The organism is Paraburkholderia sp. BR10872 (assembly GCF_040965835.1).
GTDB classification, from domain to species: Bacteria; Pseudomonadota; Gammaproteobacteria; order Burkholderiales; family Burkholderiaceae; genus Paraburkholderia; species Paraburkholderia nodosa_A.
This window is the reverse complement of sequence record NZ_JBFRCN010000029.1, coordinates 1-22,881: the sequence shown is the minus strand read 5'-3', so window position 1 is coordinate 22,881 and position 22,881 is coordinate 1. Positions and strand designations below refer to the sequence as shown.

Annotated in this window: 24 protein-coding genes; 15 read left to right on the top strand and 9 right to left on the bottom strand. The window is 66.5% G+C overall.

Features of this window, described 5'->3' with window-relative positions:
* Positions 1-26: 26 nt before the first annotated feature.
* Positions 27-461, top strand: coding sequence for a hypothetical protein (locus tag AB4Y43_RS22105; RefSeq protein WP_069261799.1), 435 nt, complete (start codon positions 27-29; stop codon positions 459-461).
* 202 nt (positions 462-663) lie between these two features.
* Here the strand turns inward: AB4Y43_RS22105 and AB4Y43_RS22100 are convergent, their stop codons facing one another.
* Entirely contained in the window at positions 664-1,350 is a 687-nt protein-coding gene (locus tag AB4Y43_RS22100) for an NADPH-dependent F420 reductase (RefSeq protein ID WP_368728778.1), read from the bottom strand.
* A gap of 103 nt (positions 1,351-1,453) precedes the next feature.
* Between AB4Y43_RS22100 and AB4Y43_RS22095 the strand changes: the two genes are divergently transcribed.
* On the top strand, positions 1,454-2,425 hold the full coding sequence (locus AB4Y43_RS22095; protein WP_368605703.1) for a LysR family transcriptional regulator: 972 nt from the start codon (positions 1,454-1,456) through the stop codon (positions 2,423-2,425).
* Between the two features lie 5 nt (positions 2,426-2,430).
* Here AB4Y43_RS22095 and AB4Y43_RS22090 read toward each other — a convergent pair whose 3' ends face one another.
* Positions 2,431-3,264: an oxaloacetate decarboxylase gene (locus AB4Y43_RS22090; RefSeq protein WP_368728777.1), complete on the bottom strand. Its 834-nt coding sequence runs from the start codon at positions 3,262-3,264 to the stop codon at positions 2,431-2,433.
* A gap of 301 nt (positions 3,265-3,565) precedes the next feature.
* Here AB4Y43_RS22090 and AB4Y43_RS22085 point away from each other — a divergent pair, with 301 nt between their 5' ends.
* A complete protein-coding gene (locus tag AB4Y43_RS22085) occupies positions 3,566-4,561 on the top strand; it encodes a LacI family DNA-binding transcriptional regulator (protein ID WP_368625897.1) in 996 nt (331 codons plus the stop codon).
* 35 nt (positions 4,562-4,596) lie between these two features.
* Here the strand turns inward: AB4Y43_RS22085 and AB4Y43_RS22080 are convergent, their stop codons facing one another.
* Positions 4,597-5,343, bottom strand: coding sequence for an IclR family transcriptional regulator (locus AB4Y43_RS22080; protein ID WP_069261804.1), 747 nt, complete (start codon positions 5,341-5,343; stop codon positions 4,597-4,599).
* Between the two features lie 198 nt (positions 5,344-5,541).
* Here AB4Y43_RS22080 and AB4Y43_RS22075 point away from each other — a divergent pair, with 198 nt between their 5' ends.
* Complete coding sequence (locus tag AB4Y43_RS22075; RefSeq protein ID WP_342946669.1) at positions 5,542-6,729, top strand: aminotransferase class I/II-fold pyridoxal phosphate-dependent enzyme; 1,188 nt, start codon at positions 5,542-5,544, stop codon at positions 6,727-6,729.
* 38 nt (positions 6,730-6,767) lie between these two features.
* On the opposite strand, the gene AB4Y43_RS22070 is transcribed toward AB4Y43_RS22075, so the two are convergent.
* A complete protein-coding gene (locus tag AB4Y43_RS22070) occupies positions 6,768-7,001 on the bottom strand; it encodes a hypothetical protein (protein WP_069261806.1) in 234 nt (77 codons plus the stop codon).
* A gap of 37 nt (positions 7,002-7,038) precedes the next feature.
* Positions 7,039-7,503 (bottom strand): Lrp/AsnC family transcriptional regulator, encoded by a 465-nt coding sequence (locus AB4Y43_RS22065; protein ID WP_069261807.1) that lies wholly within the window; start codon positions 7,501-7,503, stop codon positions 7,039-7,041.
* 136 nt (positions 7,504-7,639) lie between these two features.
* On the opposite strand from AB4Y43_RS22065, the gene AB4Y43_RS22060 reads away from it, so the two are divergent.
* Positions 7,640-8,266 carry a LysE family translocator gene (locus tag AB4Y43_RS22060; RefSeq protein ID WP_368728776.1) on the top strand — a complete coding sequence of 209 codons (627 nt, stop codon included), beginning with the start codon at positions 7,640-7,642 and terminating at the stop codon, positions 8,264-8,266.
* Between the two features lie 89 nt (positions 8,267-8,355).
* Here the strand turns inward: AB4Y43_RS22060 and AB4Y43_RS22055 are convergent, their stop codons facing one another.
* Positions 8,356-8,862: a DUF1993 family protein gene (locus AB4Y43_RS22055; protein WP_368728775.1), complete on the bottom strand. Its 507-nt coding sequence runs from the start codon at positions 8,860-8,862 to the stop codon at positions 8,356-8,358.
* 351 nt (positions 8,863-9,213) lie between these two features.
* On the opposite strand from AB4Y43_RS22055, the gene AB4Y43_RS22050 reads away from it, so the two are divergent.
* Positions 9,214-9,810 carry a hypothetical protein gene (locus tag AB4Y43_RS22050; protein WP_342946667.1) on the top strand — a complete coding sequence of 199 codons (597 nt, stop codon included), beginning with the start codon at positions 9,214-9,216 and terminating at the stop codon, positions 9,808-9,810.
* Between the two features lie 352 nt (positions 9,811-10,162).
* Positions 10,163-10,432 (top strand): RNA-binding protein, encoded by a 270-nt coding sequence (locus AB4Y43_RS22045; protein ID WP_069261810.1) that lies wholly within the window; start codon positions 10,163-10,165, stop codon positions 10,430-10,432.
* Between the two features lie 17 nt (positions 10,433-10,449).
* On the opposite strand, the gene nadE is transcribed toward AB4Y43_RS22045, so the two are convergent.
* Entirely contained in the window at positions 10,450-11,328 is an 879-nt protein-coding gene (nadE, locus tag AB4Y43_RS22040; RefSeq protein WP_342946666.1) for an ammonia-dependent NAD(+) synthetase, read from the bottom strand.
* Positions 11,329-11,621: 293 nt separating this feature from the next.
* Between nadE and AB4Y43_RS22035 the strand changes: the two genes are divergently transcribed.
* Positions 11,622-12,764, top strand: a complete 1,143-nt coding sequence (locus tag AB4Y43_RS22035; RefSeq protein WP_368728774.1) for a L,D-transpeptidase — start codon at positions 11,622-11,624, stop codon at positions 12,762-12,764.
* A gap of 34 nt (positions 12,765-12,798) precedes the next feature.
* On the opposite strand, the gene AB4Y43_RS22030 is transcribed toward AB4Y43_RS22035, so the two are convergent.
* Both AB4Y43_RS22030 and AB4Y43_RS22025 read right to left on the bottom strand, forming a co-directional pair.
* The gene (locus AB4Y43_RS22030; protein ID WP_368728773.1) at positions 12,799-13,713 is read right to left on the bottom strand and encodes a DMT family transporter; all 915 of its coding nucleotides are present in this window, start codon (positions 13,711-13,713) and stop codon (positions 12,799-12,801) included.
* Positions 13,714-13,918: 205 nt separating this feature from the next.
* Positions 13,919-15,493, bottom strand: a complete 1,575-nt coding sequence (locus tag AB4Y43_RS22025) for an ABC1 kinase family protein (RefSeq protein ID WP_368728772.1) — start codon at positions 15,491-15,493, stop codon at positions 13,919-13,921.
* A 179-nt stretch (positions 15,494-15,672) separates the two neighbouring features.
* On the opposite strand from AB4Y43_RS22025, the gene AB4Y43_RS22020 reads away from it, so the two are divergent.
* The 7 genes from AB4Y43_RS22020 to AB4Y43_RS21990 all read left to right on the top strand — a co-directional run bounded on the left by AB4Y43_RS22020 (position 15,673) and on the right by AB4Y43_RS21990 (position 22,367).
* Positions 15,673-16,428, top strand: a complete 756-nt coding sequence (locus tag AB4Y43_RS22020) for a DeoR/GlpR family DNA-binding transcription regulator (protein WP_069261815.1) — start codon at positions 15,673-15,675, stop codon at positions 16,426-16,428.
* 427 nt (positions 16,429-16,855) lie between these two features.
* Complete coding sequence (gene phnS, locus AB4Y43_RS22015; protein WP_368616708.1) at positions 16,856-17,938, top strand: 2-aminoethylphosphonate ABC transporter substrate-binding protein; 1,083 nt, start codon at positions 16,856-16,858, stop codon at positions 17,936-17,938.
* A gap of 168 nt (positions 17,939-18,106) precedes the next feature.
* Complete coding sequence (gene phnT, locus AB4Y43_RS22010) at positions 18,107-19,225, top strand: 2-aminoethylphosphonate ABC transport system ATP-binding subunit PhnT (protein WP_321931419.1); 1,119 nt, start codon at positions 18,107-18,109, stop codon at positions 19,223-19,225.
* Positions 19,203-20,117, top strand: coding sequence for a 2-aminoethylphosphonate ABC transporter permease subunit (locus AB4Y43_RS22005; RefSeq protein WP_069261817.1), 915 nt, complete (start codon positions 19,203-19,205; stop codon positions 20,115-20,117). The genes phnT and AB4Y43_RS22005 overlap by 23 nt, the downstream gene beginning before the upstream one ends.
* Positions 20,107-20,982: a 2-aminoethylphosphonate ABC transport system, membrane component PhnV gene (gene phnV, locus AB4Y43_RS22000; RefSeq protein ID WP_254320699.1), complete on the top strand. Its 876-nt coding sequence runs from the start codon at positions 20,107-20,109 to the stop codon at positions 20,980-20,982. Before AB4Y43_RS22005 ends, phnV begins: the two co-directional genes overlap by 11 nt.
* Before the next feature lie 73 nt (positions 20,983-21,055).
* Positions 21,056-21,739 (top strand): GntR family transcriptional regulator, encoded by a 684-nt coding sequence (locus AB4Y43_RS21995; RefSeq protein WP_368728771.1) that lies wholly within the window; start codon positions 21,056-21,058, stop codon positions 21,737-21,739.
* 73 nt (positions 21,740-21,812) lie between these two features.
* Positions 21,813-22,367, top strand: coding sequence for a phosphonate degradation HD-domain oxygenase (locus AB4Y43_RS21990; RefSeq protein ID WP_069261820.1), 555 nt, complete (start codon positions 21,813-21,815; stop codon positions 22,365-22,367).
* The last annotated feature ends 514 nt before the right edge of the window (positions 22,368-22,881 follow it).

Sequence of the window (22,881 nt, the reverse complement as noted above, 5' to 3'; positions counted from 1 at the left end):
CGTCTCAAAAACGTAAGAGAACAACTATGTCGAAGAAAATCATCCAGATGGTTGCCGTTGCTGCGCTGACTGCTGCAGCCTCGCTGCCGGCGCTCGCCGGCGATATGAACAACGCACTGGGTGGCGCGCTGGGCGGCGTCGCCGGCGCGGCTCTGGGCGGCGCCGTGGGCGGCAGCACCGGCGCGGTGATCGGCGGCGCGGTGGGCGGCGGCGCGGGTGGCGCGGTCACCTCGAACCGTCGCGAACGCACGGGCGCCATCATCGGCGGCGCGCTCGGCGGCGGCGCTGGCACTGCCGCGGGCAATGCCATGGGCGGCCGCACGGGCGGCCTGATCGGCGCGGCCGTGGGCGGCGGCGCGGGTTCGGCGCTCGGCGGCAATGTCTCGCGATCGAACTCGTACGCCGACGACTATTCGCGCGGCTATCACGGCAAGCACCACAAGCACCGTCACTACGACTAAGCACAGCTTGCCGGGCGCAACGGCTAAGCGCCGCTGCGCCTCGTCATTTCGCGCCGCTGTATCCCGCGGCGCTCGCCGGGCCGTTCTGGCCCGCGCGCAACTCCCTCCCTGCTTATGCTAGACCGCATCCGGGTGCCTGGCCGCGTTGGCTTCGTGCTGTTTGATTCGGTATGCCAGGCGATTTCCCCGGTATCGGTGAGCGTCAATCCTGTCGCGGTTTGCGGCGCCACGAGCCATGTGGCAGTTCCTTGTCTCGCTCGGCCGCGGTGAGCGCGGCGCGCAGTTGCGTCTGGTTGAGCGGAATGCAATAGGCCGGTTTTGCGCGCTCGAAACGCCAGCTGTCGGCAAGCGAACCTGCGTCGAGCACATCGAAATCGAGCTGTGTGTGCAGCGCGGCCACGAGCGCCTTCGCCGCTTCGTCGTCTGCCGCGACGGGTAGCGCGCGCCGTCCGCCTTCAACAGGCGGCCGCTCTTCGCGCGGCAGGTCGTACGCAAGAATCGCACTGAACGCCTTGACCACCCGTGCGCCATTCAACTGCTGCGCAACGCGTTCGCTCGTCGCCTCGCGGTGTTCGTCGAACGCGGCAATGGCACCGTCGCGCGCCGGATAGTAGTTCATGGTGTCGATGACGACTTTGCCGGCGAGCGATTTGACCGGTATCTCGCCAAGCGCGGCCAGAGGCAGCGCCGCGATCACGATCTCGCCGAACGCCGCGGCTTGCTCCAGCGTGCCGATTTCGCAGCCCAGCGCCGCCGCCTCTGCCGCGCGCGCCTTCGGATCACGCGACGAGAGCATCACCTCATGCCCCGCCTGCGCGAGCAGTTTGCCCAGCGTCGAGCCGATCTCGCCCGCGCCGAGAATGCCGACAGCCAATCGATGTTCGTTCATGGGAAGCCCCGTGGTTTGCAATGGAGCCTCCAGCGTAGCGCCGAAACTGTCATGCGATAATCGGACACCCGGGTGAAACACTTGAAACGTGGGATTTCCAATCGTGGACAAATTGACCAGCATGACCGTGTTCGTGAAGACCGCCGAATCCGGATCGTTCACGGCGGCGGCACGCATGCTCGCGATGACGCCGCAGATGGCGGGCAAGCACGTCGACGCGCTGGAAAAGACGCTAGGCGTGCGGCTGCTGCAGCGCTCGACGCGCAAGCACGCGCTCACGGAGGCCGGCCGCGCCTATTTCGAAGCCTGCCGCCGTGTGCTCGAAGAGGCGGCCGCCGCGGAGGCCGTCGCGCTCGCGCAGACCGGCCACCCGCAAGGCACGCTGCGCGTGACGGCGCCCGTCTCGTTCGGCGCTTTCCGGCTTGCGCATGAAATCAAGGCTTTTCTCTCGGATTGCCCGGACGTGAAAGTCGATCTCGTGCTGAGCGATCGGCAATTCGACCTCTTGCAAGATGGTTTCGATGTCGCGTTTCGTATCGGCGCGCTGCCCGACTCGCAACTGGTCGCGCGGCCGCTCGCGCCATATCGGCTCGTGCCGTGTGCCGCGCCGGCCTATCTCGCCGCGCACGGAACGCCGGCGCATCCGCGCGAACTCGCGCAGCACGTGTGCCTCGATTACGCATTCGACAGCTTTCCGGCGCCCCAAACGTGGATCTTCAAGGACGGCGACACGCAGATCGAAGTCGAGCCGCGCGGCCAGCTGCGCAGCAACGACACCCGCGCGTTGGTCTCGGCGGCGGAGGCGGGAGTGGGAATCGTGCTGGCGGGCGAGCCGAACCTCGCGCCTTCGGTGGCGGCGGGGCGGCTCGTGCCGCTGCTCGAGGCGTATGCCGCGCCGGTACGGCCCATGCATCTGCTTTACGCGGATCGCCGCGCGCAGGCTCCCAAGCAGCGCGCGTTCGTGGCGTGGGCGCTGGCGTGCTTTGGCGAAGCGGGCAGCGTCGCCGGCGCGCGGGCGCCTGCGTCCCCGCTCGTTCGTCGTTCGGCGCGCAAGCCGCGCACCGAACGCACATAGCGTGATTAGCTCTCGCGACGGAAGGCGGCATTGAGCGTCGCGCCGGGGGCCGCGCCTTCGAAGCCGTCGAAACGCCCTTCGGTGAGCCGTTGCGCCGCGTGCATGAAGCCGCCCCATGCGGTGCGGGCGAGCGCGCCGCCCACGCTCACACGGCGCACGCCCAGCGCGGCGAGATCGTCGAGCGTGAAGGCCGACTTCGCGCCGATCAGCACGTTCACCGGCTTCGGCGCGACAGCGGTGACGACGGCCACGATCTGCTCGCGTGTCTGGATGCCGGGCGCATAGAGGCAATCCGCGCCTGCCTGCGCGTACGCCCGCAGGCGAGCGATGGCGTCGTCGAGATCGGGCACGCCCGCCACGAAGTTCTCCGCGCGGCCGACGAGCACGGTGTCGCCGCCGCGCGCGTCGATGGCGCGCCGCGCCGCCCGCATGCGCTCGACGGCGATCTCGATCGGCAGCAGCGGCGCTGCGTCGTCGCCAGTCGAATCTTCCACGGAAAGCCCGGCGACGCCGGTCTCGACGGCGAGGCCGACGCTTGCTTCGACGCCTGCGGGATCGGCGCCAAAGCCGCTTTCGAAGTCGGCGTTCACGGGCAGGTCGGTTGCCGCGACGATCTCACGCAGGTGCGCGAGGATCGCGTCGCGCGGCAAGGTGTTGTCGGCGTGGCCGCGCGACCAGGCGAACCCGGAGCTGGTAGTCGCGAGCGCCTTGAAGCCGAGACTCTGGAGATAACGCGCGCTGCCCACGTCCCACGGGTTCGGCAGCACGAAGCAACCGGCGGCGTGCAGCGCACGAAACTCGGCGCGTTTCTCGGCGATGGTGCGGGCGGGTCCTGACATGGCAAGTTTCCTCCTGGCTCGTGGGTGGGCGGCGGGGTGTCTGCGCAGGCGTGCGTATTCTCTGGCGCCCGTCACCGATTGTGACCGAATTCCTGGATTCCCGAATCGAACGGCGTTCGCCTGCGCCGCGATTTCGGTGAAGATAAGGATGGCGAATTAAATGAACGCCTACGAAGGCGATGGCATGCAAAGGCGCGAAACGAGGAAAAGAAGGGCGCAGCCGTTATGATATGCGTTCTTTTTATTTTGCCGCCCAGCCGCGATGTCCAAAACCAGCGCTCCGAAAGCCACGCCGCCCCGCATGTCCGATGTCGCCCGTCTCGCGGGCGTTTCGAAGATGACGGTGTCCCGCGTGATGGCAGGGCGCAGCGCGTCGGAGGCGACCCGCGAGCGCGTGCAGCGCGCCATCGACGAGCTGGGCTACGTGGCCGACGCTGCCGCCGGCGCGCTTTCCTCGGGACGCTCGTCGTTCGTCGCCGTGCTCGTGCCGTCGCTTTCCAGCTCCAACTTCTCGGACACTGTGAGCGGCCTGACCGCCGTGCTCGAACCGCAAGGGCTCGAACTGCTGATCGGCGACACCGACTACTTCCTCGATCGCGAGGAGCGTCTCGTACGCCAGATGCTGCGCCATCAGCCGCGCTGCATCGCGCTCACGGGCGCGCAGCATACGGACGCCACGCGCACGCTGCTGCAGCGCTCGGGCGTACCGGTCGTCGAAATGTGGGACCTGCCGACGGAGCCGATCGACATGGCCGTGGGCTTTTCCAACGTGAGCGCCGCGCGCGAGATGGTGCGCTATCTCGCGGACAAAGGTCATCGCCGCATCGGCTTTCTTGGCGGCGCGGGCGACCTGGACCGGCGCGGCCTCGACCGCCTCAAGGGCTTTCAGATGGAGATGAAGGCGCTCGGGCTCGAAAGGCACCGCGTCGTGCAACTCGGCGACTCGCCGGTCACGATGAGCCACGGCGCACCCGCCATGGCGGAACTGCTCGAGCGCTGGCCCGACACACAGGCCGTGATGTGCGTGAGCGACATGTCGGCGTTCGGCGCGATCATGGAGTGCCAGCGGCGCGGCCTCAGCGTGCCCCGCGATATGGCGGTTGCCGGCTTCGGTAACTTCGAGATCGCGGCGTGCTGCCATCCGGCGATCACCACGATCTCGGTCGATGCCTACGGCATTGGTCAGCGCACAGGCGAGGCGATCGTCGCGGCCCTCGCGGCAGTGGACGGCGCGAGCGCGTCGCATCCCTTGAAGACACGCATCCAGTACGCCGTCATGCCGCGCGAGAGCGCTTGAGCACGCGACGCGAGCGTGCTCAAGCGCTCGCGTCGTTAAAGTCCCTTGGCGATGCGCTGCGCCATCTCGACCACCGCGATGGCGAGCCGTTTTTCGCGCCGCGCGTCCAGCCGCTCCAGCGGCAGGCTCGCGCTGACCGCCACACGCTTGCCGAGCGCCGTCACGCCGACGAACGCCGCGAAGCACGCGATGCCCGCCGTCACTTCTTCCCGCTCGTGCGCGAGGCCCGAGCGCCGTATCGCCGCGAGCGCCGCAATGAGGTCCTGCTTGCGCGTGATGGTGTTGGCCGTCACAGCGGGCAGTTGGCGCGGCAGGATGGCGTTGACCTCATCATCGGAAAGACTGGCGAGCAGCGCCTTGCCCAGCGCGCTGCAGTGCGCGGGCAGCCGCGAGCCGAGATCGGAGACGAGACGCACGGGTCGCGCGGGGTCCTCGCGCGCGAGATACACGACCTCCGCGCCGTCCAGCACCGCAAGCTGAACCACTTCGTTATGCGTCGCGACGAAAACGGTCGCTTCCTGGCGGAATACTTCCTGGAGCCGATCGTGCCGAACGTAAGCGCTGCCTAGCTCGAACAACGTGAGACCGACGATATAGCCGTCGGCGCGCTTTTCGATCCAGCGGCGGCGCTCGAGCGAGTCGAGCATCAGGTAGAGCGTGCTGCGCGAGAGGCCGGTGGCCTGCGCGATTGCCGCCGCGCGCATCGGGCCTTGAGCGTGCGCGAGCACGTCGAGAATATCGTGTATGCGCCGGAGCGCCGGGACTTCGTAGGGTGAGGACATGGAGCTGCGTGCCGGGTTTGCCGGCAAAAGATCATCCAACAGGCTGGAAATACTAACACCACGTTGGATGCGCGCATGAGCGCATCGACATTTCTCAGCGGCATCGTTCCTTGGTATCGTTGCACACACGCATCAACGGGAACGGTTTGAACGCCATGGCGCGCGAGGCGCGCCGCATGTTCGGGAGAGTTGCGAAAGATGAAGTATTCGAATCTGGTCGAGCGGTTGCAGGGCCGTCGCACGACAGCGTGGGAGATCCATCACGCAGCGGTGCAGGCCGCTGCGCGTGGCGAGGACGTGATCGTGCTGAGCGTGGGCGACCCCGACTTCGGCACGCCCGCGCCCATCGTCGAGCGCGCCGTGGCCGCGCTGCGCGAAGGCGATACGCACTACTCGGCCATCATGGGCCGCGAGCCGCTGCGCGAAGCAATTGCTCGCGAGCATACGCAGCAAAGCGGGCGCGTGGTGGGGGCGCACAACGTGATTCTCTGCGCGGGCGCGCAGAACGGCTTGTTCGCATCGTCGCTCTGTTTGCTGGAGGTCGGCGACGAAGTGCTCGTGCCCGAGCCGATGTACCTGACCTACGAGGCCGCGATCCGCGCGTCGGGCGCAACGCTCGTGCCGGTGCCTGTCGATCCCGAGAACGGTTTTCATCTCGACTGTGACGCGCTTGATGCAGCCGTCACGCCGCGCACGCGCGCGATCTTCTTCGCGACGCCGTGCAACCCCACCGGCGCGGTGATGCCGCGCGCGCACCTCGAACGCGTCGCGCAACTGGCGAAGCGGCACGACCTGTGGGTGCTCTCCGACGAGGTCTACGCCGACCTCACGTTCGAGCGCGAGCACGTCAGCATCGCCGCGCTCGACGGCATGGCGGAGCGCACGGTCACGCTCGGCAGTCTCTCGAAGTCGCATGCCATGCCGGGCTGGCGCCTCGGCTGGGTGATCGCGCCGGAAACGATGATTGCGCATCTGGCGCGGCTCGCGCTCTGCATGCTCTACGGGTTGCCCGGTTTCATCCAGGAGGCGGCGATCACGGCGCTCGACAACCGCGCGCAGATCGTCGCTGAAATGCGCGAGATCTATCGCCGCCGGCGCGACATCGTCTACTCGCGGCTGGCGGGCGTACCGGGGCTCGAGTGCCTGTTGCCGGAAGCGGGCATGTTCATGATGATCGACATCCGCGGCACAGGCCTCGACACGCACGCGTTCACCTGGCAGCTGTTCGAAGCGCAGAAGGTTTCCGTGCTCGACGCGAGCGCGTTCGGAGAGACCGCAAACGGCTATGTGCGGCTGGGTTTCGTCGTGGACGAAGCGAGGCTCGTCGAGGCCTGCGAGCGGATCGCGGCGTTTGTCCGGGAGCGTGCCGCAGCCGCGACGCGCTAGCGGGTCTTTCGCCGGGCGCGCAGCAAACGCGGGCAAGCTCAGCGTTCGCCGTCGAAAAGATCGTTGAGCATCTCGTCGAAGGCGGCCTGGGCGTCTTCCAGTTCCTGGAGCGCCATGTCGAAGGTCTGCAGTGCGAACTGCGACGGCTTGCCGTCGCCTTCCGGCGGAAACTGCGATTGCAGCGAGGTGAACGCCGACTTGACGCGCTGGGTCGCGGTCAGGACGCGCTCCATGGCGGCGGCTTCTTCGGCTCGTGCCTGTTCTGGGGTCATCGAAAGCTCCGTTATTGCGTGAATGGGTTGGGTGCGTTCAGGGCAGGGGCAGTCCGCCCTCGGCCTTCACTTCGCGCAGCGACAGCGCCGATTCGACCGAGGTGACACCGGGCAAGCTGCGCAGCTGGTCGCGCATGAAGGTGCCATAGTCGTCGAGATCGCGGGCCACCACCTGCAAAATATAGTCCGCCGTGCCGGATACGTTGTGGCACGACAGAATGCGCTCGATCGCCAGCACCTCGCGCTCGAAGCGGTCGGCGAGCGCGCGGTCGTGCACGGCGAAGCGCACCGAGACGAATCCCACCACGCCATAGCCGAGCGCGCGGCGCGACAGCACGGCCCGGTAACGCTCGATATAGCCCTCCTGCTCGAGGCGTTTGAGGCGCCGCGCGCACGGCGTTTCGCTCAGGCCCACCGTTTCGGCGAGGCGTGCGTTCGGCATGCGCCCATCGGTTTGCAGCGCGCCGAGGATCGCCCGGTCGAGTTTGTCGAGGTCGCTCATGGCGGTTAGGGGAGTTCTGGTGCGGAGGCGAAAATTTTAGCGCATTCCGCCAATTTATGGCTTGCATGCTATGAAAATCGCCAGAAATCGCTCTGCGTGTAGCGGCAAGATAGAGCCTCTTTCACGCGAGCCCACCATGATTTCCGCCCACCTGCTGTTGATGTTCATTGTCGCGCTGATTATCGTCTGCGCGCTGCCCGGCGCCGACATGGCGCTCGTGATGCAGACCAGCATGAGCCGCGGCACGCGCAGCGGCTTCGCGGCGGCCTGCGGCCTGGGGCTCGCGCGCGCGACCCATGTGACGCTGTCGGCCTGTGGTCTCGCCGCCTTGCTGCGCAACGCGCCGTGGCTTTATGAAGTCGTGCGCTACGTGGGGGCAGCGTATCTCACGTGGATCGCCGTGCAGATCTTCCGCGCGCCGGCGTTCGCGATGCCCGAACACGAGGGCGGGGCGGTGGCGCGGCCGCGCCGCGCCGATTTCGCCAAGGGCCTGCTCACGAACCTGCTGAACCCCAAGGCGTTACTGTTCTGCTCGGTGCTGCTGCCGCAGTTCATCCGACCGGAGGCGGGCTCGGTCTGGCTGCAGGTGTCGGTGCTGGGCGTGCTGCTGGTTGCCGTGTGCGCGCTCTTCGACGTGATCTATGTGCTGGGCGCCGCGCGCATCGCGGTGTGGCTGCGCGGCAATCCGCTCGCGCAGACGGTCCAGAAGTGGGCGTTTTCGTCCGCGTTGATCGGTTTCGCGCTGCGGCTTTCGCTCGATTGAAGCCGCCGCCGGCAAAGGCGGTTGCAAGAAGGCGTGCGGCGCGCGAGGCGCCGCACGCTTTTTTTATTGCTCGTGTTTCGCGGCGCGCGTTAGCGCCCGCCAAGATAGTCGAGCTTGCCGAGTTCCACGCCGTTGTGACGCAGGATGTCGTAGGCCGTGGTGACATGGAAGAAGAAGTTGGGCAGCACGAAGCCCAGCAGATAGCTCTGGCCCGTGAACTCGATCGGGCCACTGCGCATCTTGAGCGTAATGCTGCGCGCTTCCGTGCCGTCGATCTGCTCCGGCTTGAACGTGTTCAGATAGTCGATGGTCTTCTGGATACGGGCGTGCAATTCGTCGAAGGTGACCTCGACGTCCTCGAATTTCGGGGCCTCCACACCGGCGAGGCGCGCCGCGCAGCCCTTTGCGGTGTCGGTGGCGATGTGGATCTGACGCATGAGCGGCAGCATGTCGGGGAAGAGCCGCGCGCCCGTCAGCACGGAGGGGTCGATCTGCTTTTCCGCCGCGTGCGCCTGCGCCTTGCCGATGATGTTTTGCAGATTGGTGAGGCCGCGCACGAGCACGGGCACCGATGCTTGATACATGGAAATGGACATGGGGTTTCCTCGTTTCTTCGAATGCGCGCGATACGCTCCGCTTTGGAGCTGACCGGGCGGCCCATTATGCGCTATCGCGTCGCGTGCTGCCATCGGCCAAATGGCCAGCATGAGCGCGACGGCCAGGCATCTCGGCGGGCGCATAGATTACCTGGGATTACAGAGCAAAAATTCCTTGTCAAACCTCGAGGTTGCGAGCGCTTGCGGCGAGGCGCTGGGGGCTGGCGCGCGATGTGCGGAACAGCATGCCCACGGGCCGATGTGCGCAATTGCCCTGACAATATTTGATTGTGGTTTAATAGCCCGGCACCAACCATCCATTGCGCATCGTGCTGCACGATGCGATCAACCATGAACGCAGAAAAGGCAGCAATACGCCGCATCGCGCGCCGCATGGCAGAAGGCAGTGTTTGTCGCACTGGCGCGTCGCACTGGCGCGCGCGAGTGTTGCGTGTTTCGCTGCTGGCGCTCGCGACTGGCAGCGCGGCACAGTCCGCATTCGCGCAGGATCCTCGGCTACTCGATACGCGCGTCACACAGGAGTCGGTGACGGACACGATCTGCCGTCCGGGCTACGCCGACACCGTGGCGCCGCCGTTCGACGAGACCATGGCACTGAAGGATCGCATGCTCGCGGCGCGCGGCATCGACGCCGACGACGGTGTGGGCTACGCGCTCGACCGGCACGTGCCGATCGTCCTCGGCGGGTCGCCGGACGCCACCGCCAACTTCGACCTCATCCCATGGGGCGGCCACGCCGGCGAGCGCCGCAAGTCGCTGCTCACGGTGCGCCTGAAGCGTTGCGTGTGCGCGGGGCGCATGACGCTGGCCCAGGCGCAGGCCGCGATCACCGGCAACTGGGTGCACCAGTACGATCGCCTCACCCGCATGGAGTGCGGCGGGTCGGCAGACGAAACGACCTCGGCGAGCCGCGACGGCGGGTCCTGAAGCGCAGTTTCGCGCGCACTTTTCCTCCCTCGGGCACGCTGATTGCGGCCAGATCACACATGGGCAGCAGACAATCGGGCGGCAACGGTTAGCCATCTGGCGCCAGACAATATGCCGCAGCGCACCGCTCAGCAAATGCGACTATGCTGACATTCATCAACAACAGGGAGTCACAACAATGCTTACGTCCAGCCTTTTATTGCTTGGCGTCGCTGCCGTGCTGGGCCAGGTGGCGTGGACCCGTGCTCGCGCTCGTGCGAGCCTGCAGCCCGTGCGCGTACGCGCGACGCAACCGCGCCGGTTCCGCTAAACGCTGCACGTCGGGTCCGAAAATCCCGCGAGGTAGGCCGTCATGCATCTGACCGTCTGGAATGTTCCCGAAACCTGCAGCGAGCAGGACGTGCGCAGCTTTTTCGAGCGCGAACTCGGCAAGTACGCCAAGGGCATTACCGTTTATGACGCGGGCACGCCCAACGCGCACGCGGACGTCGAACTCGATTCCGAAGTGCCCTACGTGGCCGATGCCGTGGCGCGCGAGCTTCAGTCCCGTCGCCTCGCAGGCGTTGCGCTGAGGGTGAGCGCGCCGCCGTTCGAAGACGAAGAGCCGCCGCAACGCAACTGAGCCGTTCGCGCCGCGCTTCAGCGGCCGTCGTCGGCGCGGTCGTACGGTGTATAGGGCAACGCCCGCTTGTGGCGCGTCGACTCGTAAAAGCGAAAGATCGTCTCGTACGTGCGTTCGCTCACCGGTTTACCTTCCAGAAAGTCGTCGATCTCGTCGTAGCCGATCCCGTAGGCGTCTTCGTCAGGATGCAGCGGGCGCAACGTTTCCAGATCCGCAGTTGGCGTTTTCTCCACCAGCGTGGCCGGGACGCCCAGCGCCCGCGCGAGCGCGCGCACGCGGCGCTTGTTCAGGCCCGCGAGTGGCAGCACGTCGGCGCCGCCGTCGCCGAACTTCGTGAAAAAGCCCATTAGCGATTCCGCCGCGTGATCCGTGCCGATCACCAGTCCCGCTCGCGCGCCGGCCACCGCGTACTGCGCGATCATCCGCTCGCGCGCCTTGATGTTGCCGTGGAGCTTGTCCTGCTCGCTTCCGTCGGCGAAGGCGAGGCCGCTTGCCGCGAGCGAGGCGAGCATCGCGTCGGCGGCGGGGCGCATGTCGACGGTCAGAATTTCGTCCGCCGCGATGAAGGCGAGCGCGGCGGCGGCGTCCGCTTCGTCGCGCTGGGTGCCGTAGGGCAGACGCATCGCGATGAAACGTGCCGACGTCTGGCCCTGCGCGCGCAGCCTTTCCACGCTCAGTTGCGCGAGGCGCCCCGCCGTCGCGGAGTCGATGCCGCCGCTGATGCCCAGCACGAGCGTGTGCAGCCCGCTCGCCAGGAGGCGCTGCCCGAGAAAGCGCACGCGCTGCTCTATTTCGGCATGTGCGTCGAAGTGTGCGGCGACGTTCAGCTCGGCGATGATGCGGTGCTGGCGGGCGAGGCGATCGGCTTCCGGGTTGGCGTCCGATTGGGGGAGCATGAGCGGTTCCTCAATTGGCTGCACACGCGACATACGCGCGCAGTCTGCGTTGTCTGGTCTAATGTCGGCTGGTCGTGGCGCTGTCAGTGACGCCGCATGGCACGGCGCCCGACGTATCCGACTTCAGACAAGACGCACAATCGGCCGGACTCACGATGAACGACAATTTTTCGCGGCGCATGGGCGCTCGCGTACGCGGTGGCGTCCGGGGCGACGCCCCGAAACTTCCCCATCATAGAACGCGGTGGTTGGGCGCGCCGGCGCGCCGCGCAATAGCGACCGTACTCTGCACCTTGTCTTGCGCTTCGTGGGCGGCAAGCGCCGCTTACGCCTCCGATGCCGAGACGGCTTCCGGCGCTCACGTTACCTCTGGCACCGTGCGCAGCGCGCCGGCGCAGTCGGCGTCGAAGCCGGCCGCTTCGGGCGCATCCGTTGCATCGGCTGCTTCGGGCGCGCCGGCGGCTCGGCCGGTTGCCACAGCGGCGTCGGCAGCTTCCGCTGCTTCCACGCCCGAGCCTGTTTCGGCGGCCTCGGGCGTTTCGAGTGCGTCTGCTGCTTCGTCGGCACAGCCGGCTTCCGCGGCCTCGGCCGCGTTGGCCGCTTCCGCGCCTCCCGCGCTGGTGCTGCCCGTTCACCGGATGCTCACGCCGGAGGAAGCCGCAGAGGAAACCCGCGGCGCGCTCGAAATGCGCAAGCGCTTCGCGCGCGACGTCAACCGGCGGCTGCATGTGCCGCTGGCCGAGCAGCGCGCCTACGGCCAGCGCCTGCAGGCTGCGCTCGACGAGAAGAACCTCGGCGCGCTGGCGGGCGAGTTCGTCATCCTCGTCGATCGCAGCGCGAATGTGCAGGCGCTCTTCATCTACTTCCGCGCGATGCCCGACGAGCCGTGGCTCATGATCGGCGCGTCGCCGGTCGCGACGGGACGCCCCGGCGAGTATGACCACTTCCTCACGCCGCTCGGCGTGTTCGAGCACACGCCGCTGAACATGGACTTCCGCGCGGAAGGCACCATGAACCAGAACAACATCCGCGGCTATGGCCGGCGCGACATGCGCATCTATGACTTCGGCTGGGTGGACGGCGAACGCGGCTGGGGCGAGGGCGGTTATTCGCAGATGCGCTTCCAGATGCACGCCACCGACCCCGACCGCCTCGAGCCGCTGCTCGGCATCCGCCACTCGAAGGGCTGCGTGCGGATACCCGCGACGCTCAACGCGTTCATCGACCACTACGGCATCATCGACGCCGAATACCAGGCGCTGGTCGATGCGGGCAAGTCGCTCTGGGTGCTCCACTCGGACCGCGAGATCACACCGTGGGCGGGACGCTTCGTCGTCGTGGTCGATTCGGAGCGCAAGACGCGTCCGGCGTGGTCGCCCGCACCCGGCGGCAAGGCGCGTGCGAAGGTGCCGGCCGGCGCCGACACCGCTGACTAAGCGTGTCATCCGGGCGGTCGCGCCAGCGCATGCGCTACGCGCGCCGCGCGAGCAGCACGCCCGCTAGCGCGACGCCGAAGCCCGCCATTTGCACGGGCGTGAGCGTTTCGCCGAACAGCAGCCAGCTTTCGAGCGCCGCAAGCGGCGGCGCGAGAAAGAGCAGCGCCGTGGCGCGGGCGGCGTCGCCGTGGCGCACCATCCATACGAGCAGCGTCACGCCCACGCCCGAGAGCATCGCGATGCCCCATGCCAGCGAGAACCACAGGGTCGGCGTGGCGATCCAGCGCGTCTCGTCGAGCACGAGCGCGAGCACGGCGGCGACGATCGCCGCGCCCAGATTCTGCACGGCGCTCGCGCTGCGGATGTCGGCTTGCGCGAGCGACGTCTTCTGATAGAGCGTTCCCGCCGTGATCGATCCGACCGATACCACCGCGACCACCACCACGAGCAGCGGATTCGCATGAGCGTGCATGGGCGCGGTCGCGGCAGCGGCGTCCGCGATCTCGCCGCCGCCGGCGTGCATCGCGGCGTACAGCTTCGGGCTCAGCACGAGCACGACGCCGGCGAGGCCGAGCGACATGCCGGTCCAGCGCAGCGGCGGCAGGCGCTCGCCGAACGTGCGTGCCGCGATGGCGGCCGTCAGGAGCGGCTGGAGCGCGCCGAGGAGCGCCATCACGCCCGCGCTCAAACCTTGCGCGACCGCCCAGTAGCCCGCGCCCAGATAGACGCCCTGCAGGAGCGCGCCGGCGAAGAGATGCTTGCCGATTTCGCGTCCGCGCGGCCAAGGCGCGCGCATGACCAGCGCGACGATCGTGAACAGCGCCGCTGTGCCTGCGAAGCGCGCGAGCAGGAACAGGTTGGGATCGGCGTAGGGCGCAATGGCGCGCGCGACGACGAAACCCGTCGACCACAGGAAGACGAAAAGGGTGGGTGCGAAGGTGGCGAGCATCGGTGTCGAAGTGGACGCGCGCTGACGCTGCGCGCGCGGAGAAACACGAAAGGCTCGGAGTATCGCGCAACGTGCGGGTGGCGGTCTTGTTCAGGACTGCACCGGCCCGGGCTGGCGCCGCTAGATGAGTAGAATGCAACTAACTGCCTAGCTCGTGCCACGCCAGCCAATGCAAACGACGTCATGGCGGAAACACTAGCGGCCGCTAGCTTCCAAACAATACCGCGGTCACGCCGATCAAGCCGCCGCAGAGCGCGCAGGCGAGCAGCAGCGCGCGCGTGCGCCGATGCTCGCGGCGCCAGGCATCGAGCAAGGCGGCCTGCTGCGCGGCCTGTCCCGCGGCGGGACCGTGTCCGCCCTTCGCTTGATGCTCGAGGAAGCGGAACACCATCTGCGGCACGCGCGGGGCGATTTGCGCAAGATGGGGCAATTCCTGCGAGAGTCGCCGGATCCAGCCCTGGTGGCCGAGATCTCGCCGCGCGATGTCGGCGAGCGTGTGCCGTGCGATGCCCCACGCGTCGACGCCCGGATGAATCGAGCGGGCCAGCTGCTCGGCCTGGCCGAACGCGCGCTGCGCCGCCACGAGGCGCGGCGAGACTTCACCTCCGAACGGCTGCACCGAATGCAGCAGATGATGGAACAGCGCACCCGCGCTGCGCTCGTCGGTGTCGCTCGCGAAATGCGCTTCGCTGCGCGTGCGCAATTCGGCCTCGATCTGCTCGGTGCGTGCATGCGTGGGCACATGACCGGCCACGTGATGCAGCGTGGCGAGCCGGCCGTAGTCCTGTTCGAACAACGCGGTCGCACCGTGCACGAAGAATTCGCGTTCAGGCGAAGAAAGGCTCGTCATCAGCGCCGCGCCCGCGAGCACGAGGCGGCCGCGCGTCTCGGGTTCGACGCTCACCGCGACCCGGCTGGCGTCGAGGGCCGCATGAAAGAACCCGTGCTCGAAGGCCTGGCGCGTGACCACTTCGATCAGATGGGCCGCCACCTGCGTGACGTTGATGTGGTGTTCGGCAAGCCCGGCGATGTCGGTCGCGCGCACGGTGTCGATGTGCTGCACCGCGATCGTCTGGGGGGTGCAGAGGTCCCAGATCACGTCCGGCACGACGATGCGCGGATCGTCGCCAAGCTGGTGACCGCTCTGGCTCAGGTTCGCGGCCTGGGCGCGCAGGTCGAAGCGGTGCTGCAGGTCGTCGCGCAGCGCCTGCGCGAGCGTGTGCAACTGCAGCTTGCGCGCGGCGCGCGAAAAGCGCTCTATCCAGCGGGCCACGGCGCACAGGAGCGCGGCGTCGTCGTCGACTTCCTGAACCTGTTTGGCGCGCAGCACGCGCAGCGTGATCGTCTGATGGCCGTTCACCGGCAGCGCGAGCCGCGCGATGTGCGTCTGCTCGCACCAGCCGTTATGGGCCGGCTTGGGGTCGATCCACGTGAATACCGTCTCGGGCGGCTTGCCGAGTGCGGCGCGCAGCGTGGTGTCGAGCGCGTCGCCCGCAAGGGGCTCTTCGAAATGCTCGATGGCGTCGATCGCGTCGTGCAAGGTCGCGCCCGCGAGTGCGGGGCGTGTGGCGAGCGTTTGCGCGAAGGCCGCGGCAAGCGGCGCGAGACGCGGCAGCGAACCGTGCAGGCGCGAGGCAAGGCGCGGGTCGCCGTGCAGGTTCGAGGCGAGCGTGAGGAACCAGTGCAGCTTGTGATGCTCGGGCGCGGCGAGCCAGATCAGCCTGAAGCCATAACGCAGTGCACAAAACAGCAGACGCAATTGACGAAGTCGTGAACGCATGAATTTCAAGGGTCATCGCGTGAGCGCGCGGTCCCCACGAGATTAGCAGGGATGGGGACGCGATGGCAGGGCAGTCTCGTTCTGCGCATGCGTAATACAATACGGCGGCTTTTCCGCATTCACGTCGGACTCACATCATTCCCAGCGTTATTTCCACGCACTACCCCGCGCCCACCGAGATGCTCGCAGAACAACGTCACCAATACATCCTCTCGCAAGTGAACCGGACAGGCGCGCTTTCCGTGGCGGATCTCGTGCGCGAACTGCGCGTCTCGCGCGAGACGATCCGGCGCGACCTCAATACGCTCGCAGAGCGAGGGCTGCTCGTCACGACCCACGGCGGCGCGCTCTCGAGCGACCGCCGGGAGCCCGATCTCGACGTGCGCGAAGCCGCCAACGCGAGCGCCAAGCGCGCAATCGGCGAACGTGCGGCGGAGTTCGTGCCCGACGGCGCCTCGGTCATCATCGATTCGGGCAGCACCACGCATGCGCTCGCGCGCGCGCTCACGGACCGCCATCGGCTCACGGTGTATACCAACGACTGGCGCATCGCGCTGTTGCTCGGCCGCCGCAACGAGAACCGCGTCACGCTGCTGGGCGGCGAGCTGTCCGACCACGAGGAAGCCACCTTCGGCCTCGACACCGTGCAGCAGCTTGCCCAATACCACGCCGATTTCGCGTTCGTCGGCGCGGGCGGCATCACCGCCGACGGCTGGCTCACCGACTACTCGCGCATGGTCGCCGAGGTACGCAGCCGCATGCTCGCGGCCACGGCCTGCGCGATCGTCGTCGCCGACCATTCGAAATTCGGGCGCGTCACGCCCGTGCGCATCAACGGCTTCGAGCAGGCGCGCTACGTCATCACCGAGCTTGCGCCCGAAAAGAGCATCGCGCGCGCGATTACGGCGCGTGGGCCCGAACTCGTCATCGCCTGACTCTCCCTGCGGCGCGGCGTGGCGCGCGCTGCGCTTGCCCGTCTACACGCCTGCATGGCTGCCGTCAGCACCTTCCCGGCAGAATTAGCACGCCTATGTGGCTTGTCGAATATTGGCGAATTGTGGAATTTTTTGACAAACGCCACAATCGTCATGCGCGTGTCATCAAAACCTGTGATTCTTGCGGGGCCCGTCCAGATGGGCCGGTCAGCGAGGCGAGCGGCAATTCCGCGGCTTCGCCTGGCCGGTCGGTTCAGGTGGAAAGTGTCGGATTGTAGACAATCTGCAATCGCGATACGAGACCACCGCGGGGCGGGCAATGACAGGCGGCGCAGTCCGCCGAAGTTCGGATTGTTCAGCTCAGTTCGATCCATTCAACAAACGCATCGGGTATCCCGAGCACCTGGTTTTGCCTTCGGAGAGTGACATGAACCACACGAATTCCCATCGCGCGGGTTTTGCACGCAAGCTGCTGCCGATCGCGGCCGCCGCGGCGCTTCTGGGCGCAGCAGCGAGCGCGCATGCCGCCGACGCCGTCGTGCTGTACACGGCCGACGGCCTCGAAAATCTCTACAAGGACGTGCTGCCGGCCTTCGAGAAGAAGGAAGGCGTCAAGGTCAACATCGTCACGGCGGGCAGCGGCGAAGTGGTGAACCGCGCGAACGTCGAGAAGGACTCGCCGAAGGCCGACGTGATCGTCACGCTGCCGCCGTTCATCCAGACGGCGCAGCAGAGCGGCCTGCTCCAGCCGTACCAGAGCGTGAACTACAAGAACGTGCCGACGATCGCGAAGGCGACCGACGGTTCGTGGGCGACGTTCGTGAACAACTACTTCTCGTTCGCGATCAATCCCGATGTCGTGAAGAACGAGCCGAAGACGTTTGCTGACCTGCTGCACCCGGACTACTCGGGCAAGGTCGCGTACTCGAACCCGGCCACGGCTGGCGACGGCATGGCCGTGATCATCCTCACGACCTCGCTGATGGGCGAAGACAAGGCGTTCGACTACCTCAAGAAGCTCGAGCAGAGCGCGAAGTTCCACACCAAGGGCACGGGCTACCTCGACGTGCTGCTCTCGCGCAACGAAATCGCGGTGGCCAACGGCGACCTGCAGATGGATCTCGACGACGCAGCCAACGGCGGCCTCTCGCTCAAGCCGATTTTCCTCTCGGCCGACGCTGGCGGTCATCCCACGACGTTCCAGCTGCCGTACGCTATCGGCCTGATCAAGAACGGCCCGAACCAGGCTGAAGGCAAGAAGCTGATCGACTACCTGATGTCGACGGACGTGCAGTCGAAGGTGCCGGACATCTTCGGTATTCCGGGCCGCACCGACGTGGCGCTCACGGGCAAGAACGGCGAAGCCGTCAAGCAGGCCATCCAGGGGGTGAAGCTGATCCCGGTGGACTGGAATCAGGTGATGGCGAAGAAGGCCGACTGGACGACGCGCTGGAAGACCGAAGTGATCGGCTCGTCGGGCAAGCAGCTCGAAGTCGTGAAGCCGAAGTAAGCAGCAGCAATTTGTAATTTTGTATGGGATGGGACCTGGTGCTTCCGCGCCAGGTCCCATCGACAGCTTTGCATAGGACCAGAGTCAGGCGCTTTGCATGGGACCGGAGTAAGCGCTAAAGCGCCAACTCTGGTCGACAGTTAAAGCGCCCACTCCGGTCGATAGGAGATGAACCCGGTGAATACCGCAAGCCTCGCGCCGGCCGGCATGGCCCGCGCGCTGCCGGATGTGTCCGGACTGACTGACGCCACGGACGCCTCCGGCGCTGCGGGCGTGCAGATCGACCACCTGAGCGTGCGCTTCGGCGCGCGTACTGTCCTCGACGATCTGTCGCTCACGATCCGACGCGGCGAACTGTTGACCGTGCTGGGCCGCAGCGGCTGCGGCAAGACGACCTTGCTGCGTTTCATCGCGGGGTTCATCGAAGCCGACGGACTCGCGGGCACGCTCACCGTGGCGGGCCACGATCTGACCCATGTGCCGCCGCATCAGCGCAACCTGGGTTTGCTGTTCCAAAGCTATGCGCTCTTTCCGCATCTCTCGGTGTTCGAGAACGTCGCGTTCGGGTTGAAGGCGCGCCGCGTACCGTCGCGCGACATCGCGCGGCGCGTGGCCGACGCGCTCAAGCTCGTGCAGCTCGGCGACGCGGGGCACATCATGCCCGCGCAGCTCTCGGGCGGCATGCAGCAGCGCGTGGCGCTCGCGCGTGCGCTCGTGATCGAGCCGGACGTGCTCCTGCTCGACGAGCCGCTCTCGGCGCTCGACGCCAATCTGCGCGCCTCGGTGCGCTCCGAATTGAAGGCGCTGCACGAGCGGCTGCCCGACCTGACGATCGTCTGTGTGACGCACGATCAGGACGACGCGCTCGTGCTCTCCGACCGTACGCTGCTCATGCGCGATGGCCACATCGCGCAGCTGGGCACGCCGCAGGAACTCTACGACACGCCCAACGACGCCTACGTGGCCCGTTATCTGGGCGCGGCGAACCTGCTGCCACCGAACGTCGCGTTCCCGGTGGGCGATGCGCGTCACGACGTGCGCGACAAGCTCGCATGCCTGCGTCCCGAAAGCCTGCGCATCGTGCCGCTCGGCGAAGGCTCGCTGCACGGCACGATCGAATCGGTCGAGTGGTATGGCTCGGTGCTGTCGGTGCCGGTGCTGCTCGACGCGATGCCGAACGAACCGGTGCTCGTCACCATGCAGCGCGGCCACGGCATGACGCCGGCGAAAGGCATGCGTGTGTCCCTGCGTTACGAGGCTGACGATGTCGTCCTTATCAACCCCTGATTCCGCCCAGGCTCTGCCCGGCGCCGATGCGCACGCGGCCGCCGTGCGCCGCCGCGAACGGCGTGCGCAATGGCATATCGCGTTTCTGCTCGTGTTCGTGCTCGGGCCGCTGGTCGTCTATCCGCTCGTGCGGCTCGTGCTGCTGAGTCTTTCTGGCGCGCATGGCTTGAGCTTCCACGCGTACGAGACGTTCTTCGGCAATCCCGATTCGCGCGGCGTGATCGCCACGACGCTGTGGATCCTGTTCCTGAGTGCGGGTCTGGCTTCCGTGCTGGGTGTCGCGCTCGCCGCGCTGCTGTTCTTCAAACCGTTTCCGGGCGCACAGCTCGTCACGCGTTTTCTGGAACTGTTCGTGGCGTTCCCGTCGTTTCTCGTCGCGTTCACGCTGATCTTTCTGTACGGCTCGCAGGGCTCCGTGAGCATCGGGCTGCAACGGCTCTTTCATTTGCAGGCGCCGCCTCTCGACTTCCTGTTCGGCATCGGCGGGGTAGTGCTCGCGGAAGTGGTGTTCTACGCGCCGTTCGTCGTGCGCCCGACGCTCGCCGCGTTCGCGCTGCTCGACATGCGCCTGATCGAAGCCGCACGCAGTCTCGGTGCGAACAGCCGCATGGTCGCCCTGCGCGTGATCCTGCCGCTCGCTTGGCCGGGTATCGCGGCGGGCACGATCCTGTGTTTTCTGCTGACGTTCAACGAGTTCGGCATTCTGCTCGTGCTCGGCAGCGCGCACCTCATCACGCTGCCGGTGGCAATCTACAGTTCGGCCACGGTCGACCTCGATCTGCCGACGGCCGCCGCAGGCGCCGTGGTCATGCTCGCGATGTCGCTTTCCCTGTATGCGCTGTATCGGCGCGTGAATCGACGCAGTCATGGAGGCGCACGCAATGTCAACTAATCCCGTCGCCGGTTCCGACCGTATCGCGCTGCCGCCCAAGCATCTTCGCGCGCGGCCTGTCGAGCGCAGCCTCTTCTCACGCATTGCCAGCGCGGCTCTGCTTGGCTTCGCGGCGCTGCTGTGCTTCTGGCTCTTCGTGTTGCCGGTGATCGTCGTCGCGCTGTCGAGCGTCGCGTCGCACTGGTCGGGCACGATCTTGCCCGACGGTTTCAGCACGCGCTGGTTCGAGCGCCTCGGCTCTACCGACTTCGATGCGCTCGCAACGAGTCTCGAAGTCGGCTTCGGCGTGGCGGTGCTCGGCACGGCACTGGGTCTGTGGCTCGCACTCGCGCTCGAAGGGCGCGACCGGCGCGGTCTGGGCGCGGTCGTCGACACGCTCGCGATGGTGCCCAACGGCGTGCCGAGCGTGGTGCTCGGCCTCGCAGTGTTGATCGCCTATCACAAGGCGCCTGTGGATCTGTCGAGTTCTGCAGCGATCGTCGTGTTCGTGCAGCTGGCTCTGGTGCTGCCGTTTTGCTATCGATGCGCTTCGGCCGCGCTGCGTCCCGAGCTGACCGTGCTGCGCGAAGCGGCAGCGAGTCTCGGTGCGCCGCCTTCGATGGTGCTGCGCCGCGTGGTGCTGCCGCAGCTCGTGCCGGCCATCCGCGCGAGTCTCGCGCTGGGCTTCGCGCTGTCGCTGGGCGAACTGGGCGCGACGCTCACGGTCTATCCGCCGGGGTTTGCGACGGTGCCGATCGTCGTGGTGGGCGCAGTCGAGCGCGGTTATTACCTGCCGGCATCGGCACTATCACTGGTCTTGTTGCTCGTCTCGCTGGGGGCGCTGCTGCTGATCGCGGCGCGTGTGCCGCGCCGGCGAGCGGACTGAGCGGATGGATGCCATGCGGTTCGATGCGCCGCAGGCGCGCAACAGACGGCCAAGGCAGGGCATGCAAGATCCGATGAGCGATGAGCGTGCGAGTAGCGGCAACGCGGGCGATCCTGAGGCGTTGTCCGACATGACGCCGCTTGCCATGGTGCGCCAGCATTCGCTGACTGCCCTGGTGCGCGACGAGATCGAGCGACGCATCGCGGCGGGCGTGCTCGCACCCGGCGACAAACTCAACGAAGCCGACTGGGCGGCACGCCTCGCCGTCTCGCGCGGACCGGTGCGCGAAGCGTTTCGCGCGCTGGAGCAGGCAGGTCTCGTGCGCAACGAGAAACATCGCGGTGTGTTCGTGCGCAGTGTCGGCGCGGCTGAGGCTCAGGAACTGGGCGTAGTGTGCGCAGCGTTGCGCGAAGCGGCGTGCCGGATGCTGGCGCCGCGCATCGACGCGGCGCAGGTCGCGGAGTTGCGCGAGCATCTCAACGCGATGCGCGACGCGGTGGTCGCCGAGAAGGGTGAGGCGTTTCTGCAAGCGCGCGACGCGTTTCGCGCGTCGCTCTTGGCAGCGGCGGGCAACGCCAGGCTGCGCGAGACCTATGAGCGGACCGTGAGCGAATTGCGGCTCTCTTCGCAGCGTGCAGCACCGACGCACAGCGCAATGGATGCATCGTATGCAGGGCATCGCGCGCTGTTGAGCGCGCTCGCATCGCGCGACGCCGACGAATCGGCCACGCGCATGCGCGAGTCCTGCGGCGACTGAGAGCGGAAGGAACGATGGACGGCGCTCAGGTGTGGGCCGTCGCCGAATTCACGTCATAGAGGAGTTGAAGAAGATGGCACTGAGCCTCGCGGATATTCGTGGGCTGTTCGAGACGTATGGTGCGTTGGCTTATAGCGGCGAACCGGTCACGCAACTCGAACACGCGCTGCAAAGCGGTGCGCTGGCAGAAGAAGATGGCGCGACCGAAGAACTGACCGCCGCGGCGTTCCTGCATGATCTGGGTCACCTGCTCAATCGTCAGGGCGAAACGCCGACCGAACGCGGCATCGACGATCTGCACCAGTACTATGCGTTGCCGTTCCTGCGGCCCGTGTTGCCCGATAGCGTGCTGGAACCGATCCGCCTGCATGTGGATGCGAAGCGCTACCTCTGTGCCGTCGATGAAGCGTATTTCGGCTGCCTCTCCGCAGACTCGGTGCGCAGCCTCGAATTGCAGGGTGGCATCTTCAATGAAGATGAGGCGCGCGATTTCGCTGCACGCCCCCACGCCGAAGACGCGGTGCGCCTGCGCCGCTGGGACGATCTCGCGAAGGTGGCGGGCAAACCGACGCCGGATCTCGACCACTATTTACAGCTCGTCGAACGCGTCATGCAACGCCACGTTTGAGGCGATTGCGCTCCCGCGCTTTTCCGATTTTCACGCGAGTCAAAAAACCGCTTGCAAGATGTCATCTGCGTGACTAGAATTCCGGTCTTTCGCGCTTTCGATGAAGGCGCGGGGAGACGGGAAGCCCGGGGCGAAAGCCTTGTGGCGACTGGGTCTGCGGGTGATTCGAAGTTGAGCGGCAGGTTGAACGAAGTAAAAAAACCTGTTGACAGATCGCCAGACAGTCTTCATAATCTCGTTTCTCTGCTGCTGACGCAGCAACGCAGAAAGAAGCCGGTAGTTGAGCAGTTTTAACGGCGCTTTCGCGATCGATCTTTAAAAATTTACAGCCGATAAGTGTGGGCGCTTGATGCGGTGGCGGCCTGGTCTTGTTCTTCGGAATGAAGCCGGGAGCAGCAAAAGTATCAAGAGTCTCACACTAAAGTAAGTCAGGTTTTTGAATTTATTCAGAACCTGTCAGCTTTGAGTGAGCGACCGGTCTCGAGAGAGACCGAAAACAGTAACAGGTATTGAA